The sequence below is a fragment of the Lelliottia sp. CFBP8978 genome (genome assembly GCF_034046055.2).
Classification (GTDB): domain Bacteria; phylum Pseudomonadota; class Gammaproteobacteria; order Enterobacterales; family Enterobacteriaceae; genus Enterobacter.
Genome location: NZ_CM188253.1, coordinates 3,788,309 through 3,807,938, shown reverse-complemented (window position 1 = coordinate 3,807,938; position 19,630 = coordinate 3,788,309). Strand labels below are relative to the sequence as shown.

Genomic DNA, 19,630 nt, shown 5'->3' with positions numbered 1-19,630 from the left:
TGATGACCACACTGATAGAGGCGCGCGGGATCCACAAACAGTTCTCCGGTGTTCCGGTGCTGAAGGGCATTGATTTCACGCTGCTTGCTGGGCAGGTCCACGCGCTAATGGGTGGCAACGGCGCGGGCAAATCGACGCTAATGAAAATCATCGCCGGGGTGGAAACGCCAGATAGCGGTGAACTTTACGTTGAAGGAAAGCCTTTTGCGCGCCTCAGTCCCGGCCAGGCGCATCAGTTAGGTATCTATCTGGTGCCGCAAGAGCCGATGCTGTTTCCGAATCTCACCGTGCGTGAAAACATCCTTTTTCGACTGCCGCGCGCTCACGATCCTGAAAAGCGCCTGGCGGATAAACTCCGACAGCTGGAATGCCAGCTCAATCTTGATGCCGCCGCCAGCACGCTGGAAGTGGCGGATCAGCAGATGGTGGAGATCCTGCGCGGATTAATGCGCGAGGCGAAAATCCTGATCCTCGATGAACCCACGGCTTCGCTCACACCAGGGGAAACCGAACGGTTGTTCCGTCAGATCCGCGCCCTGCAGGATTTTGGCGTCGGCATCGTTTTTATCTCGCATAAATTGCCAGAGATCCGCCAGCTTGCCAGCCACGTTTCGGTGATGCGCGACGGCGCCGTGGTGCTGAGTGGCGAAATCACGGCCTGTGATGACAACGCCTTAATCGCCGCCATGACGCCGGTAGGCCGCGAGCATAGCTTAAGCGATACGCAAAAACTGTGGCTGGCGCTGCCGGGCAACCGTCGTACCCAGGCGCAGGATTTCCCGGTGCTGCGGGTGGAAGATCTCACGGGCGAGGGGTTTATCGATCTCAATCTGGAGATCTACGCCGGAGAGATCGTCGGACTCGCCGGGCTGGTGGGATCGGGGCGTACCGAGTTTGCGGAGACGCTTTACGGGCTGCGTCCTGTACGCGGCGGGCGGATCTGGCTGGAGAACCAGGCGATCGGCGGCGACAGTGTGCAGTCGCGGATGGATAAAGGGCTGGTCTATCTGCCTGAAGATCGGCAGGTTTCCGGATTATTTTTGGATGCGCCGATCCGCTGGAACACCGTCGCGCTGAATGAACCTTCCGTCTGGCAACAGCGCAAACGCGAAGCGGCGGTCGTAGAACGCTATCACCGTGCGCTCGGGATCAAGCTCAACCACCCGGATCAAACCGTGCGCACGCTGTCCGGCGGAAACCAGCAAAAAGTTCTTCTGGCCCGCTGTCTGGAGGCCAATCCGCTGCTGCTGATCGTGGATGAGCCGACGCGCGGTGTCGATGTTTCGGCGCGCGCGGACATCTACCAGCTGATCAAAAGCGTGGCAGCGCAGAACGTGGCGGTACTGATGATCTCCAGCGATCTGGATGAATTTCCGGGCCTCGCCGATCGGGTGCTGGTGATGCATCAGGGCGTGCTCAGCGGCGAACTGCCGCGCCACGCCGTCAGCCTCGAGCGCATGATGGCGCTGGCCTTTGGAGGGCAATCATGAAGACGTTACTGAAAAACCGCGAGCTGAGCGCCTTCCTCGCCATCCTGGCGCTGTTCGGCGTGCTGGTGGCGCTCAACCCGGCTTATTTGAGTTTTCAAACGCTGGGGATGATTTTTGCCAGCGCGCAAATTCTGATCCTGCTGGCGCTGGGCGCGACGCTGGTGATGCTGACGCGCAACATTGATGTCTCGGTCGGCTCCACGGTGGGGCTTTGCGCCATTGCGGTGGGGGTGGCGCTGAATAACGGCTACAGCCTGCCGGTGTCGATGCTGTTTGCGTTGGCCATTGGCGCACTGGCCGGGGCGTTCAACGGCCTGCTGGTGGTCGGATTACGTATCCCGGCGATAGTCGCCACGCTCGGCACGCTGGGGCTGTATCGCGGGGCCATGCTGCTGTGGACCGGCGGTAAATGGATTGAAGGATTGCCATCGAGCCTGAAGGCGCTGTCAGAGCCGATAGCCCTCGGTGTTTCTCCGCTCGGTATGGTGGTGCTGTTTTTAGCCATTGCTGGCGCGTGGACGCTGTCGCGCACCGCATTTGGCCGCGATTTTTACGCGGTTGGCGACAATCTGGCCGCCGCGCGTCAGCTCGGCGTAGCGGTGAATCGTACCCGCATGATCGCCTTTACCCTCAACGGCATGCTGGCGGCCTGCGCCGGGATTGCCTTTGCCTCGCAGATTGGATTTGTCCCCAACCAGACCGGCAGCGGGCTGGAGATGAAAGCCATCGCCGCCTGCGTGCTGGGCGGTATTTCGCTGCTCGGCGGCACCGGAACGCTGATTGGCGCGTTGCTCGGCGCCTTCTTCCTGACGCAAATCGACACCGTGCTGGTGCTGTTCAGACTCCCGGCCTGGTGGAATGACTTTATCGCCGGACTGGTGCTGCTTGGCGTGCTGGTGCTCGACGGGCGTTTACGTCAGGCGCTGATGCGTCATCAACGGGCGCTGAAGTACAGCCGCTTTCAGCCTGGTAATAAAGGGGGAAAGCACGTCACCCCGTTTCCAAAACGCAAAAAAGAGGTGGCGTAAATGAGGCTTAACTGGGAAAGCGCGCTGTTGATATTGCTGGTTGTGGAGATCCTGCTTTTCGGGGCCATTAACCCGCGCATGCTCGATATCAACATGCTGCTGTTCAGCACCAGCGACTTTATCTGCATCGGGATTGTCGCGCTGCCGCTGACGCTGGTGATCATTAGCGGCGGGATTGATATCTCGCTCGGCTCCACCATCGGCCTGTGCGCCATCGCGCTGGGCGTGATGATGCAGGCCGGGCTGCCGATGCTGGCGGCGATCCCGCTGACGCTGCTGCTCGGTCTGCTGTGCGGCTTGTTCAACGCGGCGCTGATCCACTACACCGGCATCAGTCCGCTGGTGATTACCCTTGGCACGCTCTATCTGTACGGCGGCGGCGCGTTGTTGCTCTCCGGCATGGCTGGCGCAACCGGCTATGAGGGGATCGGCGGCTTCCCGGACAGTTTCACCGCTTTCGCCAGCCTGACCGTTTTCGGTCTGCCGATCCCGCTGGTGCTGTTTGCGGTCATTACCTTTTTCTTCTGGTTGATCACCCATCGCGGGCGTTTTGGCCGGCATCTGTTTTTGATTGGACAAAACCCGCGTGCGGCGCGTTACGCGGCGCTGTCGGTGAACGGGATGCCATACGCGTTGTACGGACTGGTGGGCATGGCGTCGGCGATTGCCGCGCTGGTGATGGTCTCCTATTTCGGATCCGCGCGTTCCGATTTAGGGCGTGATTTGCTGATGCCCGCGCTCACGGCGGCGGTGCTCGGCGGAGCCAATATTTATGGCGGTTCAGGTTCGGTTATCGGTACGGCACTGGCGGCGCTGCTGGTGGGGTATCTGCAACAGGGGTTACAGATGGTCGGCATCCCCAACCAGGTGTCGAGCGCGCTGTCAGGGGCGCTGTTGGTTGTGGTGGTGATGGGACGTTCGCTGAGTCTGCATCGTGAATGGCTGCGTTCGGCGTGGCGACGCCTTTTCTCACAGAAAACACTCGGAGCTTAAGATGAAAACAAAACTGTTAGTCCTGGCGATGGCGTTAAGCGTTGCCTCCGCCCAGGCTGCCGATCGCATTGCATTCATTCCAAAACTGGTTGGTGTCGGCTTCTTTACCAGCGGCGGAAACGGCGCCAAAGAGGCAGGCAAAGCGCTGGGGGCTGATGTCACCTACGACGGCCCGACCGAACCGAGCGTTTCCGGCCAGGTGCAGCTCATTAACAACTTCGTCAACCAGGGCTACAACGCGATTATCGTCTCCGCCGTGTCGCCAGACGGGCTTTGCCCGGCGCTGAAACGGGCGATGCAGCGCGGTGTGAAGGTGCTGACCTGGGATTCCGATACCAAACCCGAATGTCGCAGCATCTACATCAATCAAGGCACGCCGGAACAGCTTGGCGGGCTACTGGTGGATATGGCCTCGAAGCAGGTCACAAAGCCCAACGCCAAAGTCGCATTTTTCTATTCCAGCCCCACGGTCACCGACCAAAACCAGTGGGTAAAAGAGGCGAAGGCCAAAATCGAGAAAGAGCACCCGCAGTGGGAGATCGTCACGACGCAGTTTGGCTATAACGATGCCACAAAATCGCTGCAAACCGCCGAGGGGATCTTAAAAGCTTACCCGGATCTGGATGCGATTATCGCCCCTGACGCTAACGCGTTGCCTGCGGCGGCGCAGGCGGCGGAAAACCTCAAACGTGAAGGAGTGGCGATTGTTGGCTTCAGTACGCCAAACGTGATGCGCCCGTATGTGGAGCGCGGCACGGTAAAAGCCTTCGGCCTGTGGGATGTGGTGCAGCAGGGCAAAATTGCGGTCAACGTGGCAGATCATTTGCTGAAAAAGGGCGATCTTAACGTCGGCGACAGCGTGGACGTGAAAGATATCGGCACGCTGAAAGTCGAGCCAAACAGCGTACAGGGTTATCAATACGAAGCGAAAGGCAACGGCATTGTGCTGCTGCCGGAGCGCGTGGTGTTCACCAAAGAGAACATCGACAAATACGACTTCTGACGGGGGAAAAATGGCTGATTTAGATGATATTAAAGACGGCAAAGATTTTGGCATCGGTACGCCGCAGCAGAACGTACCGTTCACCCTGAAGGGCTGCGGTGCGCTGGACTGGGGAATGCAGTCGCGTCTGGCGCGGATCTTCAATCCGAAAAGCAATCGTACGGTGATGCTGGCCTTTGACCATGGCTATTTTCAGGGACCGACCACCGGGCTGGAACGCATCGATCTGTCGATTGCGCCGCTATTTGCTGAAACCGACGTGCTGATGTGTACCCGCGGGATTTTGCGAAGCACCGTTCCGCCCGCCACCAATAAACCGGTGGTGCTGCGCGCGTCGGGCGGTAACTCCATTCTGGGCGAGCTATCGAATGAGTGCGTGGCGGTGGCAATGGAAGACGCCCTGCGTCTGAACGTCTGTGCCGTGGCGGCGCAGGTGTATATCGGCAGCGAGTTTGAGCATCAGTCAATCAACAACATTATCAAGCTGGTGGATGCGGGCAATCGCTACGGCATTCCGACCCTGGCGGTGACCGGCGTCGGGAAAGAGATGGCGCGTGATGCGCGTTATTTTTCGCTGGCCAGCCGTATTGCCGCCGAAATAGGGGCGCAGTTCGTCAAAACCTATTTCGTCGAAGAAGGGTTCGAAAAAGTCACCGCCAGCTGTCCGGTACCGATTGTGATCGCCGGGGGCAAAAAGCTGCCCGAACACGAGGCGCTGGAGATGTGCTTCCGCGCGATCGACCAGGGGGCCTCTGGCGTGGACATGGGACGCAATATCTTCCAGTCCAGCGCCCCGCTGGCGATGCTCAAAGCGGTGAAAAAAGTGGTACACGAGAACATGAGCGCTCGCGAGGCGTTCCAGTTCTGGCAGGAAGAAAAACAGGGAGAGGTGAAATGAATGTGACGTTAGTGGAAATCAATATCAAACCGGAACGCGTGGATGAGTTTCTTGAGGTGTTTCGCGCTAATCACGAAGGGGCGATCCAGGAGCCGGGAAATCTGCGTTTTGACGTGTTGCAGGACCCGCGGGTGAAAACCCGGTTCTTTATCTACGAAGCCTACAAAGATGAAGAGGCGGTGCTGGCGCACAAGAAAACGCCGCACTATCTGGAGTGCGTGGATAAGCTTGAGGCGTTGATGTCGGAACCGCGTAAGAAACGGAGTTTTGTGGGGTTGATGCCGGAGTAAGACCTTACCCCTCGCCCTAACCCTCTCCCACAGGGAGAGGGGACTACTCAGTGCGGTCTTTTCTCCCTCTCCCTTGGGGAGAGGGCCGGGGTGAGGGGCCCAGACTACTCCTTACGGAAAAAATCGTTATACAACATATACAAATGCGCAGAACTCCATGAGAAGTTCGGTGCACCTTGCTGCGCACCGGTCAGCGGGTTGTAGTTCTCCTGGATCGGCCCGTCGCTGGTCAGCCCTTTGGCGTGCTGGAAGAAGGTATCCGCCAGTTTCAGCGCCGCATCGCGATGCCCGTAACGTTCCATCCCTTTGAGCCCAAACCAGAACTGATCCACCCATACGCGCCCACGCCAGTAGATATCTGCGCCAAACGCCGGGTTGGTTAACGCCGCGGTGCCGAGCGGTACAAAGGTGTTGAACTCTTTCGGGTCCAGCATCACTTTCACCACTGCATCGGCGTGCGCCTGGGTCGCTGCGCCGTTAAACAGCGGCGACCAGCCTTCCGGCCCTTTTCCGCGCTCGACGATCGGTTTGCCCGCGCAGCCGTTGGCCAGCGGTTTTTCTTCAATGCGGATGTCGTAATAAAAACCACTTTTCGCATCAAACATGCAGGTATTGATGTAGTCCGCGAGCTTATCCGCCAGCTGCCCGTAATGCTTCGCCGCTTCGGGTTTACCGAGGATCGTCGCCATTTCCGCCAGATAGCGGTTATCGCTGAACATATAGCTCGCCTGATCGACGGACTCCTGCATCAGGGAATAGCCGAGCAGGGTGCCTTTGGCGTCACGGTTTTCGGCGAAGCTCACCGTCCAGTCGCTGCGTTTCCCGCCATTCTGCACGTACTTATCCAGCTGATCTTTATCAATAAAGCCAAACACCGCCGCGTCGTCGCGCCCGGATTCCCAGGACGCCGCCACCTGCGCCGGAATTTGCAAACTGTCGTACTGGCCTTTGCTGACGGTCGCGTCATAATTTTGCAGCCCGGAAAGGGTTTGCTCTTTATCGCCGGTTTTCACCGTGAACAGCATCTCGCCGTTTTCAGTGTTGTGGGCTTTATCGCGCGTCGCGCCGTACTCCGGCACGCCGTTGTGGTTGTGATCGCGGTTGCGCAGCCACCAGTCGTGATAAGCCACCAGTTTCGGGTACATCTCCTCCAGCCAGGCTTTGTCCTTGGTGGTTTTATACACTTCCATCACCGACCACGCCGCGAGGCTCGGTTTGGTGTTGCGCTCATTCCAGTTCCCGCCGTCGCCGCCGCGATCCGGGCTGAGGTTCCAGGCGATCAGATCCGGAACAAACCCAGCATCCTGCGGACGCACTTTATCGTCGGCTTTGACCTGCCACGAGAAGACCGCGCGGATGTTCTCTTTGGCGATCTCCGGGTTAAAGTGCGCCATCGCAAACGCCTGTTTCCAGGTATCCCACGGCCAGGTCTGGTTGCCGGAGAACCAGCGCCCGGTAACCGACGGCGTGACGGTATTGAATTTCACCGCGCCGCCTGGCGAGCGCCAGTTGCCGTTCAGGGTTTCGATGGCTTTCACCGCGACGCGCGTTTGCTGCTCGGTGGCGTCTGGATTTGTCAGCCCACGTTGCAAATAACCTTCCCAGCGTTGCTCCGACGCCTGCATAAAATGCGCAGGGCGAGCGAGAATATCGCGGATCTGCGCCTTCTCATGGCTGACGTCGTCGGCGGTCAGCAGATGGGAATAAGTGGTCCAGATCGTCGTCGAACCATTGACGCGCGCGGTGCTGGTGAAGCGATGCCCGTCAATGTGAGTCTCAACGGGAATCGACTTATGCACCTGATACTGCGATGCCCCGGAGGTCAGCAGATCCCAGGTCGAACGCACTTTGCCAAACGTCACGTTCACGCCGTCGCGCGTGGCGACCAGGCGGCGCTGATAGTCCGGATACGCGCTGTCGATAGTTTTATCGGAAACCGCTTTGCCCTCTTTGGCTTCCAGTTTTTCCAGCAACTCGCCATCCCATTGCAGAACGAGAGGCGCGTCGCTGGTGATTTGTGTTTCCAGAAGCGAGGTGCGCGGGCTGGCGAAGCGCAGGGTCATGACGATCTTCACGCCGGACGCGGTCAGGGTCTGGACTAACGCCCCAGGAAGACTCCACGCCTGCATCGTGAAATCGACTTTTTTGCCGCCGCGCGTGACCGTCAGCCGGTCAAAGTTGGTGGCCATAAAGTTGATGTACTCTTCTGTCAGCAGCGCCGGGCCGGGGAAGCCGCCCATCGTTTCCGGCCCATCGGGCAGCAAATGTCCGTGCCAGGCCCCGAGATCGAAGAACGGGTTAAAACGCTGGTGGTCGTCGCTGTCAAAATCCTGCATGTAGTGCGGCGCGCCGACGCGGTTAATCACGTTTTTATAGCTATCAGCGGTAGCCGCGTGCGCCGAGAGGCTGAGCATCAAAGCACAGGCCAGCGGGGCGAGTGGGGTGGTCAGTTTCATGGTTAATCGGTCCTTGTTACCAGTAGAAATATTGCATCAGGAAAACCTGGTCGCTTGGGTCGCCGGAGGCGGTTTTCATGTACCAGCGGCTGTCGGCGGCGGTGGCAAAGCGTCCGTTGCCGTATTCGTACCAGATGCCGAACTGCGCAAATGAGGTGGTTTCGTCGGCAGAATCATCAGGGCGATGTTTGGCGTAGCTCCAGGCGGTGGAGAAGTAGAGCCCTTTTAGCGTTTCGACCATCGCGCTCGCCATAAACCCGGTTTCCGTTCCCGGCACGTTTTGCCCTTTGGCGCGCCCGGTATGATGCCATGCGCGGGCGGCGAGATTAGGTGACAGCAGCCCGGTTAAGAATAATTCGCCGGTGCCGTCGGTTACTTCCAGGCCGTTCATCCAGGTCACGCCATCGATGAATTCGTACTGCAAATAACCGTTCATCATCGCCGGATAAGTGTACTTATCGTCGTAGCGATCGTATTTGCCGAAGTGCAGCAAGGCTTTACTCTCGTCGTGATGTCCGGCGGGGGTGGCGGTCACGCTGTAGCGCAGTTTTCCTGCCAGATTTTGCACTTTAAGCGCCGTCATGATGTCGCGGGTGTTGGGGATGACATAGCCCAGATCGGGCGTGAAATCGCCCCACCATTGCAGGTCGTCGAGAGACGAATCCTGGCGCAGGCTGAGCATGATTTCGGTACTGTCGTCCGTGCGATAGCCGCCGTAAAAGCGGTTCAGGCCACCTTCAAAACCGCCCCAGCTGTGGTCGGGAACCCAGGCGTTACCCTGATGGTCCGCTTGCACGGTCCAGCCTTCACCGTAGATCAGGCCGAACCACGGGCCGTGTTTGATCTCCAGCCCGCCTTCGATATAGGTTCCGTCGCTGTATTTGTTTTTCTCCGGACCTTCGACGTCCATATAGCCGCCGACGCCCAGCTCGCCATAAAAACGATACGACGTGGCGCTGATTTCCGGCGTGCGGGTATCGTCATGTTCCGCCGGACGAATTTCCTCCGCCGCCAGTGACGGGGTGCAAAAAGAGAGGGCAGCGAGTGCCCCGTAAACAGATGGTGTTATTTTCATGACCGGATCCTGGTTCCTTCAGGAAATTGTCGACGCGGGTGCGGCTTCAATTTGTTGTTCTTCTTTGGATAGTCCTTTGATGTATTTGCTGTATTTCCACCACGCAAAGCCGAGGAAAATCACAATGCCGCCAACGTTATAGAACACAATCGTCAGAATATTGCCGCCGGTCGGGAAGGTGGAGGCAATAAAGCCAATGGTGAAAATAACAATCAGCATCGACACCACCACTATGCCGGTGGTGCGAGAGCCCATTTTAAATTCACGCGGCAGATGGTCGAGTTTGCGACGCAGGTTCAGATAGGCCAGCATAATAAACAGCGGTGGCAGCATCGACGCGGCGGCGGTCATATTAATCACCGTGTTCATTAGATCCTGCGCGGTATTTGATCCCATTGTCGGAATAATCATCAGCGGAATGACGATCAAATATTGAATCCACGCCGCGCGCGCCGGAACGCCGTTTTCATTGAGGGCCACGGTTTTCGCCCCAAAGATGCCGGTTGGGATTTCGGAGAAGAAGATTTTCACCGGCGTGGCGGTCCACATCAGCAGGGAGCCGAACATCGCGGTGAAGGAGACCAGGCCCACGAAGCGGTTCATCAGTACTTCCGGCAGACCAAACCAGACCGCCAGACCGTGGAATACCTGCACCGAGCCGCCGGTAAATTTCAGCTCTTTGCTGCTGATAAAGATGTTGATCAGCACCGAGGTGATGGAATAGAGCACGCCGATGACGATCCCGGCGAGGATAATCACTTTGACGAACGACTTCGAGCCTCCCTTCACGTCGTTGACGTACACCGCGACGGATTCCGCGCCGCCAGCGGCCATAAAGATCCAGGTGGTTATCCCGAGGAACGCCCAGTTAAAGTGGGGGATCATCGCATCGACGGTGATCGGATCGGCAGGCTGTACGCCACCCATCAGCGCCGCGCCCGCCAGTAAAATGTAGGAAAGCGTGAGCAGCAGCATCAGAGTGGATGTCACGGAAGTAATCGGCCCGAGCATTTTCGCGCCGTTGGTCGACACCCACGTCGAAAACGCAAACAGCACCAGACTCAGCACCACGGTGGCAAACGGCGTGAGAATGTACTCATAGCCGAGAAAAGCATAGGAGGCATAGGCAATGACGCGCGGTAATAACGAGGTGAAAAAGAATAAATTCACGAACCAATAGGTGTAGGCGGTAATAAACGCCCAGCGCCCGCCGAGCGAACTTTTCACCCACGCATAAACGCCCGCCTCGGAGTTTTTATTCAGCGAGACGAATTCGGCGATGATCAGACAGAACGGAATAAAGTAGAACAGTGTCGCCAGGAAGAACATCGGCGCAGATGCCAGCCCCAGCTCGATATTATTGTTGATGACGTTGTTAAAGCTAAAAACGGCGGCAAAGGTCAGCGAAAGCAGGCCGAACTTACCGATGGTATTACGCTTGGACTGTGAAACAGTGGACTCTGACATAACGAATCTCCGGGTACGAGGAGTGTAGTGGCGCTACTTCGGCGCCACCGAATCTTTTTATTTGTTATGGAAATAGCCGTCTTCTACGGTCACCCGCAGGACGACCTTCTTCACCGCGCCGTCGCTGATAAAGCGGCATGCTTCGTCGATATCACAAATCACCATCTGGCCTTCGTGCACCTGTACGGTGGTCCCGCAGCCTTTAAAGAACTCTCGGTCGGTTTCATCGCGGTAGCACTCCACCTCCTGAAGCTGCGCTTTCGGTGCGTACTCGATTTTTTGCGCACCCTGCAGGTAGTAATGCACGTCGAAATAACGCCGATGACCGAGGAAAAGCGCGTCGGTGGTGGTGTCGGTGGTCAGGCGATAGCTAAGCGAATCGCCAATCGAATGGGCCACGCCGGGGCGAATGTTGTCGATGTTCTGTATGGCTTCCACGCAGCGCTGCCATTTGCGACCACCGTGGTAGCGGCGGGTAAACTCTTCCAGGTTGTTAATAATGTCCATTATTCGGCCTCGCTTTCGGCGGCTGCGGGAGTAAGAGAAAACGCCTGGGCCTGCACGTCACCACAGGTCGGCAGCAGGGTGAAGCCGTAGCGGAACGGCTGGAAGCGCACGCGCCAGCTGTCCAGCACTTCGCTGCCCCAGGAGTTAGAACCTAATCCCAGCAGTTGGTGATCAAGATTCAATGTGATATGCCCGCTGCGCTCGAGTTCGTTGCAGTGACGCGCGGCATGAATTGCTTCGCTGCTGTATGGCCAGGCGCTGAAGTGGATCGGCTTTTGCGCCACCACGAGCAGGCCGTGGCCGCTATGGCTGGTGAGCGACGCCCAGCGCACCTGCTGGCGGTTGCCGTTGTTCTGCGGAAACGGGTAGTTTTCGAACATCGCATCGACATCGCTTTTCCACACGTCGATCAGATTCGCCTGCTGGCTGTCCGGGTAGTTTTCGCCTGGCCCGCGCCCGTAGTACGTCACCTGATCGAAGTGTTGGTTGATGCCGAGCGTAAAGCCGATGCACGGGATAAAGTGCGGGTAGTCGCCATATGGCGTGCCCGCCAGCTCGACGCCGAGTGCGCCAGCAGGGCTGATGCGCCAGCGGTAGGTGCAGCGCATGCCGAAATCAAACACCGGCGGCGCGATGATGGTCTGAGTTTCAATCACCAGTTCATCACCGTCGTGCTTAATGCCAAATGCACGCAGATGTTCCTGCATGATTTGCAGATGATTCGGTTGCCACAGCCCTTCGTACTCCTGCTTGTGGTTATCAATCATCGGTTTGAAGAAGTTAATTTTGCCCTCTTCGGCGATCAATTCTTCACCGTTCACCCGCCAGGACGTGAGCTTGCCGCTGAGTTTCGAGAACACCATGCGGAAGTTGTGTCCGCTGACGACGCAGGTCAGGCGTTCGTCACTGACGGCCAGCGGCGTGGTGCTGTCTGTCTGCCACGGCTGCGCGACCAGGGTGCGCGGGGCCAGCGCAAACTGATACTGCGCAATCGGGTGATTCGCATCGCTGTAAGAAGTGGCGGAATCTTTGCTGACGAACACGTTGACCCAGCTTTCGCGACCGTCTGTCTCTGGGACGGTAATCTGAATAGTGCGGGCGCTGTTCGGGGCTAAATCGCTCACTTTCAGCACCTGACTGCTCAGCAGTTCGCCTTCGGCTTTGATCTCCACGCGCAGGGTGTAGTCGTCGAGTGTGCTGAACCACAGTTTGTTCTCGACCCGCAGCTCGCCGCGCGCGAGATCGACGGCGCTGACTTTCACCGGGGCGATCACCTGCTTGTATTCCAGCAGGCCGGGGCCAGGCGTTTGATCGGAGTAGATCAGCCCGTCGAGGCAGAAGTTGGCGTTATTTGGGTAGTCACCAAAATCGCCGCCGTACTGGTAGAAGGTTTTGCCGTCCGCGTCCTGCGCCTGAATGCCGTGATCGCACCACTCCCAGACGTAATGCCCTTGCAGGCAGTCGTGACGATAAAACACGTTCTGGTATTCACTTAATCCGCCGGGACCGTTGCCCATCGCGTGGGCGTATTCGCAGATGATGCGCGGTTTTGGGTGCGGATATTCGCCGAACTCATTCATCAGCGGCACGCGGGTATACATGGTGGAGATGATGTCCACCACGTCGGCGTCGCGGTCCTCTTCGTAATGCAGCAGGCGGGTTGGGTCCAGCGCCTTGCAGGCTTTCGCCATCGCGGGGATGTTGCAGCCATAGCCGGATTCGTTGCCGAGCGACCAGATGACAATCGACGGATGGTTTTTCTGCGCCTGAACGTGGCGCACGATGCGCTCGACATACACGCTTTCCCACGTCGGATCGTCGGTGATGCGGCTCAGATCGCCGACGTTGGCAAATCCGTGGGATTCGACGTCAGTTTCCGCCATCACGAACAGACCGTAGAGATCGCACAGCTCGTAAAAGCGCGGATCGTTCGGATAGTGGGCGGTGCGTACCGAGTTGATATTGTGTTGCTTCATCAGGATCAGATCTTTCTCGACGCGATCCATACTCACCGCGCGCCCCTTGCGATGATCGTTATCGTGGCGGTTCACGCCGTGAAGCATCACGTAATGGTTGTTGATGAGCATCAGGCCGTCGCGCACCTGGATGTCGCGGAAGCCCACGCGCTGCGGCACCACTTCCAGTATTTCGCCCGCCGCGTTTTTCAGGATCAGTAGCAGGTGATACAGATAAGGCGTTTCGGCGGACCACTGTTTTGGCTGTTTAACGTCGATGCTGAAATCGACGGTCTGACGCTGACCGACGCTGGCCTGCGCTTCGCCCTGATACAGTCGCTGTTCGCCGTCGAAAAACTGAACGTCAAGGGTGACGTTTTGCGTCTGGGCGGCCAGGTTTTCCAGCTCGACGTGGCAGGAGAGAGTGGCGTCGCAATAGTCGTCGTTGAAGGTCGTGGTGACGGTGAAATCGTCGATGTGCGTCAGCTCGCGACCCACCAGATAGACGTCGCGGAAGATCCCCGCCGTCCACCACATATCCTGATCTTCGATGTAGGTTGAATCCGCCCACTGCATCACTTTGACACACAGCAGGTTTTCACCCGCGTGGACGTAAGGCGAAACGTCAAATTCAGCGGTCAGGCGGCTGCCCTTGCTGAACCCGACGTAATGGCCGTTTACGTACACTTCGAAATAGGTCTCTACGCCGTCGAATTTAATCAGCGTCTGGCGCGTGCTCCAGCTTTCACCAAGCGTGAATACGCGCTGATAGGCGCCGGTAGGATTCGCACTCGGAACGAATGGCACGTCAATCGGGAAGGGGAAGCCTTCGTCGGTGTATTGCAGTTTGCCGTGGCCTTCCAGCTGCCACATGGACGGCACGCTAATCTGGCCCCAGTCGCTCATCAGCTGGTGGGGAAACGCTTCGGGCACTTCAAGCGGATGGTCGAAATAGCGGAACGCCCATTGGCCGCTCAGCAGCAGAAAATGGCTGCTGGCTTCGCGGGCAAAGCGGCGGGCTTGATCGATATCGTGATAAGCAAAAAAGTACGCGCGCGGCGGCAGCCGGTTTTCGTGCGTTAACTGAACATTCTCCCAGCGGTTCATGTCATCTCCCTGTGGGTTAAAACATCATTGCTGAGGAGTTTAGTAAATATTTTACTAAATAAAATCAGTAAAAATGAAATGAGTTAAGTGGATCACGAAAATAGGGGGGAGAGGGAGATGAGGTCATTGCCCGGTGGCGCTTCGCTTACCGGGCCTACAAAACCTTCAACGACCTCGGGTTTTGTAGGCCGGGTAAGGCGTAGCCGCCACCCGGCAAGGGGTTTAACGCGTCGTGCCGCGCAGCTTCAACCGGCTGGGAACAAACACCTGCAGCGGCAGTGCACGGCCATCGCGTGCTTTTTCCAGCAGCAGGTTTACACCCTGGCTGCCCATCATCTCAGAATGGATGCGCACGGTGGTCAGCGGCGGGAAGGTAAAGCGGGCGGTGGGAATATCGTTGACGCTAATCAGGCTGATATCCTGCGGAATGGTCAGCCCCTTCTCGTGGATCGCCCGCAGCACGCCGATGGCGATGGAGTCGGAGGCGACAAACAGCGCTTCGGGGAAGTCTTCCTGCGCCAGCATCTTCGTCGCCAGCTCATAGCCCGACGAACTGGAGAAGCCGCCGCGCCAGATATCTTTCTCCGACACCACGCCTTTGAGCTGACCATATTCGACGAACGCTTTTTCGCGGATGTCCGCTTTGCCCGGCTCGTCCTCCCCGCCGATAAAGCCGATGCGCTGCACGCCCTGAGCGGCGAAAAAGTCGATCACCTCTTTGCTGATGCGCACAAGGTCGATATCCACCGAGTCAAAAGCGGAACCCGCCTCGTGAAAATCGATAAAGCAGATATTATCGCTCAGGGCTTCGGCCGCCAGGCGCATCTGCTCTGCCGGTTTGCCGACAATCAAGATCCCGCTGACTTTATTGATCTCCGGTAACCCCTGATTTTCATAGCAATTGGTCAGGCCAATATTCAGCTTTTCGCATTGGGTTTCAATGCCATGACGGATGGCGAGGTAGTAGGGGTCATTGATTTCCAGCTCCTGACGGTAGCTGTAAAGTGCCAGCACGTGATGGCAGGCGTCGTGCTGGATCAGGCTTTTACGCGCACTGCTGCCGCGATATTCCAGCTTTTCAGCAATTTCCAGGATCCGGTGACGCGTCTCTTCTTTGACGTTTAGCGTCCGGTCGTCGTTAAGAATGCGCGACACAGTGGCCTGCGACACGCCCGCTTCCTTTGCGATATCTTTCAGTGTTGCCATGTGGCCCCTCAGCGCGGGAGTTAAAATAGAGTCTGCCGCCATTGTAATGAATCCCGCGTATTTAGTAAAAATCCATTGATCGGCAACGCCGCTTATGCTGTGATAATTTTACTAAATATTTACTTGGGGTTATCATGGAAAAGGTTTCTTACGGGGATTTCGCCCGCCTGGAGATGCGCACCGGGAAAATTATCGACGTAAAACGTCACGGCAATGCCGATAAGCTGTACATCGTGCAGATTGATATTGGCGAGCGCCAGCTTCAGACCGTCACCAGCCTGGTGCCGTATTACACCGAACAGGAATTACTCGGTAAAGAGGTGGTGGTGCTGTGTAATCTGGAAAAAGCCAAAATGCGCGGGGAAGTGTCGGAATGTATGTTGTTGTGTGCCGAAACCGAGGACGGCAGTGAAAGCGTGCTGTTAACAGCGGAGCGCGCGATGCCAGTGGGCGTTCGTATCGTTTAAAAAAAGCCGGATGGCGCTGCGCTTATCCGGCCTACGAAACCACACTCACGTAGGCCGGATAAGTGCAGCGCCATCCGGCGAGATATCGGCACTTATGCCTCTTCCACACTCACCCTTATTGCCGCCAGCGCCTTACGGGCCGCTTTCAGCACTTGCTCGCACTGCTCAATCGTCAGCGTCAGCGGCGGTTCAATGCGGATGGTTTTCGAGTTGTTCAACGTCCCGGCCACTAACACCCGCTGGCGGAACATCTCGCTCGCGAATTTGTAGCCGGTCTCGTTATCGACAAACTCAATGGCCATCAGCATGCCTTTCCCGCGGGCGTCCTGCACCAGATCCGGATATTCACGGCCTAACTGGAGGAATCCATCCAACAGCATGTCGCCTTTCTGCTCGGCCTGAGCGGGCAGATTCTGTTCCAGCAGGACGTTGATGGTCGCCAGCGCCGCCGCACAGGAGAGCGGATTGCCGCCAAAAGTGGTGGTATGCAGGAATGGATTATCGAACAGCACCGAGAAGACCTCTTCAGTTGCCACCGTCGCACCAATCGGCATTACGCCGCCGCCCAGCGCTTTTGCCAGACAGAGGATATCCGGCTGCACGTTTTCGTGCTCGCAGGCGAACATTTTGCCGGTGCGGCCCATTCCGGTTTGCACTTCGTCCAGAATCAGCAGCGCGCCAAACTCATCGCACAGCTTGCGGACCGCTGGCAGATAACCCTGCGGTGGCAGGATCACGCCGCCTTCTCCCTGGATAGGCTCAAGGATCACCGCTGCAACGTCATCGCCGGTTTTACGACACTCGGTCAGCAGGGTGCGCATCGCGTTGATATCGCCAAACGGCACGTGGCGGAAGCCCGGCAGCAGCGGCATAAACGGTTTGCGGAAGGTCGATTTTGCGGTAGCCGATAAGGCCCCGAGCGACTTACCGTGAAACGCGCCGCTGGTGGCGACGAAGGTCAATTTTCCGCGCGGAGACTGGTACGCTTTGGCGAGTTTCAGCGCCGCTTCGACCGATTCCGTGCCGCTGTTACTGAAGAAGCTGTATTTCAGTTTTCCAGGCGTTAATGCCGCCAGCGTTTTGGCGAGCATGGCGCGAAGGGGGTCGAGCAGTTCCTGGCTGTGAAGGGGTTGTTTGGCGAGCTGATTCTGTACGGCGGAAACCACAGTTGGATTACGGTGCCCCACGTTGAAAATTCCAAAACCACCCAGGCAATCAATAAACTCCTGTCCCTGGGTGTCGACGAGCGTATTCAGACTTCCCGCTCGCCACTCTACGGCTCCGTAATCCCCGCCAGCGGTAACAGATTTTCGGTACTCTAAAAACCCCGGATTCACATGTTCTTTGAAGTAATCAATCACCTCTCGGTTAAGTTCTTTCATCTCCTCATGATCAAGCGTTCGCTTTTCAATGAGATTCAGTGCGTGCGCGGTACAGGCAAGAGCCGAGGCGCTGGAAGGTAACCTGTTCAAAATAAGCTCCGGGGGATCGCGTATCACATGATACTGAAATAAGTATTGCAGGGATTACGCCACTTCCAGCGACTTAACGAAAATCGGGATAAATGCCAGGGGAAAATAATGTTGCGCAAAATTTAATCGTGCCGGGTTGGGGGTTTCCCGCATTGCCGCTGGGTTTTTTGGCGACGCAGATGCCCTGATGTCCGTCAATTGCACCGTTGTGGTGCGAGGCGTGCTGCTTAAGGAGGCGTTAACAGATCATGCTTTGTGGGTAATTTCTCTGCGAAAGTATTTTAAATCAATCAATTAGAAATGCGTACAAAAAGTGCGGTTTAAGTGCAATTTGCGATCTCGATCGGATTTAACAACTAAAGATAAATTATTTACCGCCGAAAAAAGATTAACCCACAAAATTAACAATCAAATAACCTGCAAGGGATGCCCGCCATGTCCTCTCAAACGTATGTCACTCAGAATGAATATCCTCTGAACGACGATACCACCTTAATGTCTACCACCGATCTGCAAAGCTACATGACCCACACCAACGACACTTTCGTGAGGGTGAGCGGTTACCAACTGAATGAACTGCTGGGTCAACCCCACAATATGGTGCGCCATCCGGATATGCCAAAAGCGGCATTTGCCGATATGTGGTACACGTTGCAGCAGGGCGAGCCGTGGAGCGGGATCGTGAAAAACCGCCGTAAGAATGGCGATCACTATTGGGTGCGTGCTAACGCGGTGCCAATGGTGCGTGGTGGTGAGATGACGGGTTACATGTCGATTCGTACCCGGGCAACGGCGGAAGAAATTGCCGCGGTTCAGCCGCTGTACAAAGCGCTCAATGAGGGGCGCTGCAATAAGCGGATCCATAAAGGGCTGGTGGTGAGTAAAAGCTGGCTCGGTAAATTACCGTCGATGCCGCTGCGCTGGCGCGTGCGCAGCGTGATGGCGCTCCTGTTTATTGCTCTGGCCGCCACGCTTGTGGCCACGCAGGCGGGGATGGCGGCGCTGGGCGTCAGCGCACTGGTCATGCTGCTGGGGACGATACTGTTTGAACAGCAAATTGTGCGTCCGGTAGAGAACGTGGCGCGTCAGGCGTTGAAAGTGGCGACCGGTGAGCGCAACAGCGTGGATCATCTGAATCGCAGCGATGAGCTAGGGCTAACGTTGCGCGCGATAGGTCAGCTGGGTCTGATGTGCCGCTGGCTGATCAACGACGTCTCCAGTCAGGTGGTGAGCGTACGTGACGGTAGCGATAAGCTGGCGAAGGGCAATGAGGACCTGAACGATCGCACCCGTCAGACGGTGGCAAACGTGCAGCAGACGGTAACGACCATGAATCAGATGGCGGCGTCGGTGCAGAGCAACTCGGAAACCGCAGCCGCAGCCGATAAGCTTTCGATGGTGGCAAGCGGAGCCGCGGCCGAAGGCGGCCATGCGATGCAGACCGTGGTGAAAACCATGGATGACATCGCCGACAGTACGCAGCGCATTGGCTCCATCACTAAATTGATCAACGATATCGCCTTCCAGACCAACATTCTGGCGCTGAATGCGGCGGTTGAAGCGGCGCGGGCAGGTGAACAGGGCAAAGGTTTTGCCGTCGTGGCCGGTGAGGTTCGTCATCTGGCGAGCCGCAGCGCGAATGCCGCCAACGATATTCGCAAGCTGATCGATGCCAGCGCCAGCAAGGTGCAATCGGGCGCTGACCAGGTTCATGCGGCGGGACGTACAATGGATGACATCGTTGAGCAGGTGCAAAACGTGACGCGGCTGATTGCCCAGATTAGCCACTCCACGTCGGAGCAAGCGACCGGCCTTTCTGATTTGACCCGCGCAGTCGCGGAGCTGGATGGTATTACGCAGAAAAACGCCGATCTGGTTGAAGAGAGCGCCCGTATTTCGGCGATGGTGAAGCACCGGGCAGGGCGTCTGGAGGATGCGGTTACCGTTCTTCATTGATAGCGTGAAATTCCGCCACAGCCGTTTATTTCGTCAGAAATAGACGGCTTTTTTATTGCCGCTGAAAGTGATCTTATTCGTGGGAAGTTGTTAATTTAATATTAAATAACTAAAAAAAACAGCGCAATTATTTATCTGTTCTTAAGTGAGTTTCACCCGACGTTATTTTAAAAATAGCGAATGAGATGGCTATGTAACGATCGATGGGCATTAATTAATAGTCTGTACCTATTTATTGTGGTGGTTATGAAATAAAAAAA

General features: G+C 56.9%; 15 protein-coding genes. 8 read left to right on the top strand and 7 right to left on the bottom strand.

The window, feature by feature from the left end:
* Window positions 1-2 precede the first annotated feature (2 nt).
* Genes lsrA through lsrG form a run of 6 tightly spaced genes read left to right on the top strand, consistent with a single transcriptional unit; the run spans window position 3 to window position 5,702 of the window.
* On the top strand, window positions 3-1,490 hold the full coding sequence (gene lsrA / locus SOM82_RS17805) for an autoinducer 2 ABC transporter ATP-binding protein LsrA (RefSeq protein ID WP_320460873.1): 1,488 nt from the start codon (window positions 3-5) through the stop codon (window positions 1,488-1,490).
* Window positions 1,487-2,518, top strand: coding sequence for an autoinducer 2 ABC transporter permease LsrC (gene lsrC / locus SOM82_RS17800; RefSeq protein ID WP_320460872.1), 1,032 nt, complete (start codon window positions 1,487-1,489; stop codon window positions 2,516-2,518). Before lsrA ends, lsrC begins: the two co-directional genes overlap by 4 nt.
* On the top strand, window positions 2,519-3,511 hold the full coding sequence (gene lsrD / locus SOM82_RS17795; RefSeq protein WP_320460871.1) for an autoinducer 2 ABC transporter permease LsrD: 993 nt from the start codon (window positions 2,519-2,521) through the stop codon (window positions 3,509-3,511). It abuts the gene before it with no gap.
* A gap of 1 nt (window position 3,512) precedes the next feature.
* The gene (gene lsrB, locus SOM82_RS17790) at window positions 3,513-4,514 is read left to right on the top strand and encodes an autoinducer 2 ABC transporter substrate-binding protein LsrB (RefSeq protein ID WP_154126344.1); all 1,002 of its coding nucleotides are present in this window, start codon (window positions 3,513-3,515) and stop codon (window positions 4,512-4,514) included.
* 10 nt (window positions 4,515-4,524) lie between these two features.
* On the top strand, window positions 4,525-5,412 hold the full coding sequence (lsrF, locus tag SOM82_RS17785) for a 3-hydroxy-5-phosphonooxypentane-2,4-dione thiolase (RefSeq protein ID WP_100778830.1): 888 nt from the start codon (window positions 4,525-4,527) through the stop codon (window positions 5,410-5,412).
* Window positions 5,409-5,702, top strand: a complete 294-nt coding sequence (lsrG, locus tag SOM82_RS17780) for a (4S)-4-hydroxy-5-phosphonooxypentane-2,3-dione isomerase (RefSeq protein ID WP_320460870.1) — start codon at window positions 5,409-5,411, stop codon at window positions 5,700-5,702. Before lsrF ends, lsrG begins: the two co-directional genes overlap by 4 nt.
* A gap of 104 nt (window positions 5,703-5,806) precedes the next feature.
* Here the strand turns inward: lsrG and ygjK are convergent, their stop codons facing one another.
* The 6 genes from ygjK to ebgR all read right to left on the bottom strand — a co-directional run bounded on the left by ygjK (window position 5,807) and on the right by ebgR (window position 15,475).
* On the bottom strand, window positions 5,807-8,158 hold the full coding sequence (ygjK, locus tag SOM82_RS17775; protein WP_320460869.1) for an alpha-glucosidase: 2,352 nt from the start codon (window positions 8,156-8,158) through the stop codon (window positions 5,807-5,809).
* Window positions 8,159-8,174: 16 nt separating this feature from the next.
* The gene (ygjJ, locus tag SOM82_RS17770; RefSeq protein ID WP_320460868.1) at window positions 8,175-9,233 is read right to left on the bottom strand and encodes a protein YgjJ; all 1,059 of its coding nucleotides are present in this window, start codon (window positions 9,231-9,233) and stop codon (window positions 8,175-8,177) included.
* Window positions 9,234-9,251: 18 nt separating this feature from the next.
* A complete protein-coding gene (locus tag SOM82_RS17765; RefSeq protein ID WP_320460867.1) occupies window positions 9,252-10,700 on the bottom strand; it encodes an amino acid permease in 1,449 nt (482 codons plus the stop codon).
* Window positions 10,701-10,757: 57 nt separating this feature from the next.
* Window positions 10,758-11,207: a beta-galactosidase subunit beta gene (locus tag SOM82_RS17760; protein WP_320460866.1), complete on the bottom strand. Its 450-nt coding sequence runs from the start codon at window positions 11,205-11,207 to the stop codon at window positions 10,758-10,760.
* On the bottom strand, window positions 11,207-14,269 hold the full coding sequence (gene ebgA / locus SOM82_RS17755; RefSeq protein WP_320460865.1) for a beta-galactosidase subunit alpha: 3,063 nt from the start codon (window positions 14,267-14,269) through the stop codon (window positions 11,207-11,209). The genes SOM82_RS17760 and ebgA overlap by 1 nt, the downstream gene beginning before the upstream one ends.
* Before the next feature lie 222 nt (window positions 14,270-14,491).
* Window positions 14,492-15,475: a transcriptional regulator EbgR gene (gene ebgR / locus SOM82_RS17750; protein ID WP_320460864.1), complete on the bottom strand. Its 984-nt coding sequence runs from the start codon at window positions 15,473-15,475 to the stop codon at window positions 14,492-14,494.
* Between the two features lie 134 nt (window positions 15,476-15,609).
* Here ebgR and SOM82_RS17745 point away from each other — a divergent pair, with 134 nt between their 5' ends.
* Complete coding sequence (locus tag SOM82_RS17745) at window positions 15,610-15,942, top strand: tRNA-binding protein (RefSeq protein WP_103947006.1); 333 nt, start codon at window positions 15,610-15,612, stop codon at window positions 15,940-15,942.
* A gap of 92 nt (window positions 15,943-16,034) precedes the next feature.
* On the opposite strand, the gene ygjG is transcribed toward SOM82_RS17745, so the two are convergent.
* Window positions 16,035-17,414, bottom strand: coding sequence for a putrescine aminotransferase (gene ygjG, locus SOM82_RS17740; RefSeq protein WP_320460863.1), 1,380 nt, complete (start codon window positions 17,412-17,414; stop codon window positions 16,035-16,037).
* Between the two features lie 435 nt (window positions 17,415-17,849).
* On the opposite strand from ygjG, the gene SOM82_RS17735 reads away from it, so the two are divergent.
* Complete coding sequence (locus tag SOM82_RS17735) at window positions 17,850-19,370, top strand: methyl-accepting chemotaxis protein (protein WP_320460862.1); 1,521 nt, start codon at window positions 17,850-17,852, stop codon at window positions 19,368-19,370.
* The last annotated feature ends 260 nt before the right edge of the window (window positions 19,371-19,630 follow it).

Bases quoted from the DNA above. Each gene is read 5' to 3' on its own strand.
- lsrA (WP_320460873.1), top strand. From the start codon at position 3: ATGACCACACTGATAGAGGCGCGCGGGATCCACAAACAGTTCTCCGGT.
- lsrC (WP_320460872.1), top strand. From the start codon at position 1,487: ATGAAGACGTTACTGAAAAACCGCGAGCTGAGCGCCTTCCTCGCCATC.
- lsrD (WP_320460871.1), top strand. From the start codon at position 2,519: ATGAGGCTTAACTGGGAAAGCGCGCTGTTGATATTGCTGGTTGTGGAG.
- lsrB (WP_154126344.1), top strand. From the start codon at position 3,513: ATGAAAACAAAACTGTTAGTCCTGGCGATGGCGTTAAGCGTTGCCTCC.
- lsrF (WP_100778830.1), top strand. From the start codon at position 4,525: ATGGCTGATTTAGATGATATTAAAGACGGCAAAGATTTTGGCATCGGT.
- lsrG (WP_320460870.1), top strand. From the start codon at position 5,409: ATGAATGTGACGTTAGTGGAAATCAATATCAAACCGGAACGCGTGGAT.
- ygjK (WP_320460869.1), bottom strand. From the start codon at position 8,158: ATGAAACTGACCACCCCACTCGCCCCGCTGGCCTGTGCTTTGATGCTC.
- ygjJ (WP_320460868.1), bottom strand. From the start codon at position 9,233: ATGAAAATAACACCATCTGTTTACGGGGCACTCGCTGCCCTCTCTTTT.
- SOM82_RS17765 (WP_320460867.1), bottom strand. From the start codon at position 10,700: ATGTCAGAGTCCACTGTTTCACAGTCCAAGCGTAATACCATCGGTAAG.
- SOM82_RS17760 (WP_320460866.1), bottom strand. From the start codon at position 11,207: ATGGACATTATTAACAACCTGGAAGAGTTTACCCGCCGCTACCACGGT.
- ebgA (WP_320460865.1), bottom strand. From the start codon at position 14,269: ATGAACCGCTGGGAGAATGTTCAGTTAACGCACGAAAACCGGCTGCCG.
- ebgR (WP_320460864.1), bottom strand. From the start codon at position 15,475: ATGGCAACACTGAAAGATATCGCAAAGGAAGCGGGCGTGTCGCAGGCC.
- SOM82_RS17745 (WP_103947006.1), top strand. From the start codon at position 15,610: ATGGAAAAGGTTTCTTACGGGGATTTCGCCCGCCTGGAGATGCGCACC.
- SOM82_RS17735 (WP_320460862.1), top strand. From the start codon at position 17,850: ATGTCCTCTCAAACGTATGTCACTCAGAATGAATATCCTCTGAACGAC.